Below are 398 nucleotides of genomic sequence, written 5' to 3' on the forward strand. Positions count from 1 at the left end.
CACATGCTCGACCTGTGCGTGGACTACGTCGGCCGCGACGGCACCCAGGACATGAACGAGCTCGCCTCGCGCCTGGCCACCGCCTCGACCCTGCCGATCATGCTCGACTCCACCGAACCGCCCGTGCTGCTGGCCGGTCTGCAACACCTGGGCGGCCGCTGCGCGGTCAACTCGGTGAACTACGAGGACGGCGCGGGCCCGGATTCGCGCTTCCAGCAGATCATGCGGCTGGTCTCCGAGCACGGTGCCGCCGTGGTCGCGCTGACCATCGACGAGGAGGGCCAGGCCCGCACCGCCGAGACCAAGGTCGCCATCGCCGAACGGCTCATCGAGGACATCACCGGCAACTGGGGCCTGCGCGAATCCGACATCATCGTCGACACGCTGACCTTCACCCT

Annotated in this window: 1 protein-coding gene; it reads left to right on the plus strand. The window is 68.6% G+C overall.

The window, feature by feature from the left end; translation table 11 throughout:
- Positions 1 to 398: dihydropteroate synthase (locus WA675_RS27285; RefSeq protein WP_336088331.1), on the plus strand; the 398-nt coding region annotated here is incomplete at both ends.

It is taken from the genome of Nocardia sp. SSK8, assembly GCF_037034205.1.
Classification (GTDB): domain Bacteria; phylum Actinomycetota; class Actinomycetes; order Mycobacteriales; family Mycobacteriaceae; genus Nocardia.